At 72.7% G+C, this 4,367-nt stretch carries 4 protein-coding genes; all 4 read left to right on the top strand.

The window, feature by feature from the left end; all coding sequences use genetic code 11:
- Nucleotides 1-238 precede the first annotated feature (238 nt).
- Nucleotides 239-1,291 carry a LacI family DNA-binding transcriptional regulator gene (locus tag B9S61_RS08700; RefSeq protein WP_103541732.1) on the top strand — a complete coding sequence of 351 codons (1,053 nt, stop codon included), beginning with the start codon at nucleotides 239-241 and terminating at the stop codon, nucleotides 1,289-1,291.
- A gap of 297 nt (nucleotides 1,292-1,588) precedes the next feature.
- Nucleotides 1,589-2,605 carry an LCP family protein gene (locus B9S61_RS08695; protein WP_103541734.1) on the top strand — a complete coding sequence of 339 codons (1,017 nt, stop codon included), beginning with the start codon at nucleotides 1,589-1,591 and terminating at the stop codon, nucleotides 2,603-2,605.
- Nucleotides 2,606-2,738: 133 nt separating this feature from the next.
- The gene (locus B9S61_RS08690) at nucleotides 2,739-3,095 is read left to right on the top strand and encodes a YciI family protein (protein ID WP_103541731.1); all 357 of its coding nucleotides are present in this window, start codon (nucleotides 2,739-2,741) and stop codon (nucleotides 3,093-3,095) included.
- Between the two features lie 212 nt (nucleotides 3,096-3,307).
- Nucleotides 3,308-4,367, top strand: a 1,060-nt coding sequence (locus B9S61_RS08685) for an RNA polymerase sigma factor (RefSeq protein ID WP_103541733.1), incomplete at its 3' end; no start/stop codon positions are given.

The raw sequence follows: 4,367 nt of genomic DNA, 5'->3' as shown, positions 1-4,367 counted from the left end.
GTGTGCCGGACGTCCGGGCCGGATGCCGCCGGGCGCGGTTCCGGCGCGCCCGGTTCCCTCACCCTCGGCCGGAGCGGTCGGTGAACGCCGACAGGTCCGGGGGCTCGTCGGGCGGACGAACGGCTCTCTCACGGGCCGCGGGCAGGCCGAATGTTGCGGCATATGCGGCGAATATTCCGGGAACTCAAGGTGTGCGGAGGTCTTCGTCGAGAGGACGGGCGGGGTTACGATCGCGACCATGACATCCCCGCAGCCCGCTGAAACCCGGACTCAAGGGCGCAGCTCCCAGACCGCGACGCTCGCCGAGATCGCCCGCGAGGCCGGCGTCTCCGCCCCGACTGTTTCGAAGGTCCTCAACGGGCGGGCGGACGTCGCTCCCGGCACCCGGAGCCGGGTCGAGGGACTGCTGCGCGCACACGGCTACCGGCGACGGCGCGCCGAGGCCACCCGCTCGCCCCTGATCGACCTGGTCTTCCACGAGCTGGAGAGCGCGTGGGCGATGGAGGTCATCCGGGGGGTGGAGAACGTGGCCCGGGACGCGGGGCTGAGCGTGGTGCTCTCCGAGAGCGCGGGGCGCCTCACGCCGGGGCGCACCTGGGCCGACCAGGTCGCCGCGCGCCGCCCGCACGGCGTGGTCCTCGTCCTCTCCGGCCTCGACGAGTCCGGGCGGGCCCTGCTGACCAGCCGCTCCATCCCGTTCGTGGTGATGGACCCGGCCGGCGACCCGGGCACCGACGTGCCGTCCATCGGCGCGACCAACTGGCAGGGCGGACTCGCCGCCACCCGGCATCTGATCGAACTGGGCCACACCAGGATCGGCGCGATCAGCGGGCCCTCGCGGATGATGTGCAGCCGCGCCCGCGTCGACGGCTACCGGGCCGCCCTGGAGACGGCCGGGCTCCCGGTGGACCCGGAGCTGATCGTGGGCGGCGACTTCCACCACGACGCCGGTTACCGGCAGGGCCTCGCCCTGCTGCGCCGCGAGGACCGGCCCACCGCGATCTTCACCGGCAACGACCTCCAGGCGCTCGGCCTGTACGAGGCCGCGCGCGAGCTGGGGCTGCGCATTCCGGAGGACCTGAGTGTGGTCGGGTTCGACGATCTGCCCCTGGCCCGCTGGGTGGGGCCGCCGCTGACGACCGTACGGCAGCCGCTGACGGAGATGGCGGAGGCGGCGGCCAAGCTGGTCCTCGACCTCGGCAAGGGGGAGGACAGCCAGGCGGCGACCCGGGTGGAGCTGGCGACGAGTCTGGTGGTGCGGAGCAGTACGGCGGCACCGGGCGGGGCGTGAGCGCTTCGAAAGTTTCGAACTGTCGATTGCCGCCGGACCCGTCGACCCTCTCGGGTCCGGCGGACCTGTCGGACCTGTCGAAAGTCTGAGAATTTCCCAAGAAAAATGTCCGGTAGTCGCTGCTCGTCATAATTCGGACTTACGTTCCTGCTTGTGACGGGACATCAGGGGAACGACGGGGCCGGGGACGGCGGGAGCGCCGGGAGTGACGGGACGGGGCCCGGGGACAGCGGGGCGGCCGGGGACGGCGGGAGCGGGGACGGCGGGAGTGGCGGGGGCGAAACCGACGGCGCGGGCATACGGACCGGCCGGCGGGCGCGGGTACTGAAGATCACGGGACTCTCGCTGGCGGGCCTGCTCGTGCTGGGCGCGGGGGCGGCCGGCTGGGCGTACTGGCACCTCAGTGACAACATCAGCAGCGTCGACATCAACGGTGCGCTGGGCGACGACCGTCCCGCCAGGGCCCGGACCACTCCGTCCCCCGGCGTCACCGAGGTGCCGCCGCCGACCGAGTCCCTGAACATCCTGGTGCTCGGCTCGGACTCGCGCAGTGGCGAGGAGAACCAGGAGCTCGGCGGCGGCGAGGACGGCGGTGCCCGCTCCGACACCGCCATGGTGGTCCACCTCGACGCCGGACGGACCACCGCGACGGTGGTCAGCATCCCGCGCGACACCCTCGTCGACCGCCCCTCCTGCCCCCTGCCCGACGGGGAGTCGACACGGCCGGTGTCGGGCGCCATGTTCAACACCGCCTACGAGGTGGGCGGGCCGGTGTGCGCGGTGAAGACCGTCGAAGCGCTCACGGACGTGCGGATGGACCACTACATCGAGATCGACTTCGCCGGATTCGCCCGCCTGGTCGACGCGCTCGGCGGGGTCACCGTCACCACGGAGGAGGACATCGACGACGAGCGGAGCCATCTCACGCTGGAGGCCGGCACCCACCACCTCGACGGCACGGACGCCCTCGCGCTGGCCCGCACCCGGTACGGCATCGGCGGCGGAAGCGACCTCGAGCGTATCGAGCTCCAGCACCGGCTGGTGAAGGCCCTGCTGGAGCAGATCGGTCGGCAGGACCTGCTGACCGACCCCGCCCACCTCTACGAGGTCGCCGACGCCGTCACCGGGAGCCTCACCGCCGACACCGGTCTGGACTCGCTCGGTGAGCTCACCCGTTTCGGACAGAGCCTGAGGGGACTGCTCTCGGTCGGCGTCACGACCCTGACCATGCCGGTGCTGCCCGCCCCCTGGGACCGCAACCGCGTGGTGGCGGACGAGCCGGAGGCGGGGGAGCTGTGGGCCTCCCTGAGGTGAGCGGCGGGCACCGGCCCGCACCGGAGGAGTGACGCGAGAATACTTCCGCGCGGGTGTCGATTTCCGTCCCTCCCGTTCGACGCAGGGGTGAGAGGCCGGGAAGGACCCGGTCCGCACGATGCGAGGAGCCACCATGCCGCGTTATCTCTCCATGATCCGGATCGACGAGAACAACGCCCCCGAGGGCGGCCCCAGCGCCGAACTGATGCAGCGGATGGGCGAGCTGATCGAGGAGATGACCAAGGCCGGGGTCCTGCTGGACACCGCCGGGCTCACCCCGACCGCCCAGGGCACCCGGGTGCACTACGAGGGCGGTCGACTGTCCGTGACCGACGGGCCGTTCACCGAGACCAAGGAGGTCGTCGGCGGTTACGCGATGCTCCAGGCCAGGGACAAGGCCGAGGCGGTCGAGTGGACCAAGCGGTTCCTCAAGGTGCACGAGGACCACTGGACGGTGACCTGCGAGGTGCGGGAGGTCGAGGAGGGCTGACGCCCCGCGCCCAGCTCCGTCTTTGGTTCCGCCGCGGTACGGGTGTCTGATGGTGGGCTGTGACACCACAGCCCACCACAGACCCCCGCGACACGGGGACGGCGACGGGTACCGGCACGGGCACGGAGACGGACTCCAGTACGGGTACGGGTACGAAGACGGGTACGGGTACGGAGACGGAGACGGCGCGGACCGTCGAGACCGTGTTCCGCATGGAGTCCCCCCGGGTGATCGCCGGCGTGACCCGCATCGTCAGGGACGTCGGCATCGCCGAGGAACTCGCGCAGGACGCCCTGGTCGCCGCGCTGGAGCAGTGGCCGAGGGACGGGGTGCCCGACAATCCGGGCGCCTGGCTCATGACCACCGCCCGCAACCGCGCCGTCGACCTGATCCGCCGCCGGGAGACCTACGCCCGGAAGCCGGCCGAGATCGGCTGCGACCCGTCCGCCGGGGTCGCCCCGCCACCGGAGCCCGCCGACCCGGACGACATCGACGACGACCTGCTCCGCCTCGTCTTCACCGCCTGCCACCCGGTGCTGTCCGCCGAGGCCCGCACCGCCCTCACCCTGCGGCTGCTCGGCGGCCTGACCACGCCCGAGATCGCCCGCGCCTTCCTCGTACCGGAGGCGACGGTGGCCCAGCGGATCGTGCGCGCCAAACGCACCCTGGCGACGAGGAACGTCGTCTTCGAGGTGCCCCACGGTCCCGGCCGCGAGGCCCGCCTCGGCTCGGTCCTCGACGTCATCTACCTGATCTTCAACGAGGGGTACGCCGCCACGGCCGGCGACGACTGGCTGCGCCCCGCCCTGTGCGAGGACGCGCTGCGGCTGGCCCGGGTGCTGTCCGGGCTGATGCCGAAGGAGTCCGAGGTGCACGGGCTGACCGCGCTGCTGGAGTTCCAGGCGTCGCGCGCTCCCGCCCGCACCGGTCCGGACGGCGCGCCGGTCCTCCTCAAGGACCAGAACCGTGCCCGCTGGAACCGCATGCTCCTCGCCCGCGGTGTCACCGCGCTCACCCTCGCCGACGCGACCGCCGCCGGAGCCCCGGGACCGTACGCACTCCAGGCGGCCATCGCCGCCTGCCACGCGCACGCGTACCGCTACGAGGAGACCGACTGGTCCCGGATCGCCACCCTGTACGCCCTGCTCGCCGCCCGCGCCCCCTCCCCGGTCGTCGAACTCAACCGCGCGGTCGCCGTCTCCATGGCCGACGGCCCCGCCGCCGCGCTGCCCCTCGTCGACGCCCTGAGCGGCGTACCGGCGCTGCGCGACT

The sequence above is a fragment of the Streptomyces sp. SM1 genome (assembly GCF_002910825.1).
Classification (GTDB): Bacteria; Actinomycetota; Actinomycetes; order Streptomycetales; family Streptomycetaceae; genus Streptomyces; species Streptomyces okerensis.
Note: the sequence above shows the minus strand (reverse complement) of the source record. Positions and strands in the feature narration are given on the sequence as shown.

Coding starts and splice junctions, on each gene's coding strand:
- B9S61_RS08700 (WP_103541732.1), top strand. CDS start 239: ATGACATCCCCGCAGCCCGCTGAAACCCGGACTCAAGGGCGCAGCTCC.
- B9S61_RS08690 (WP_103541731.1), top strand. CDS start 2,739: ATGCCGCGTTATCTCTCCATGATCCGGATCGACGAGAACAACGCCCCC.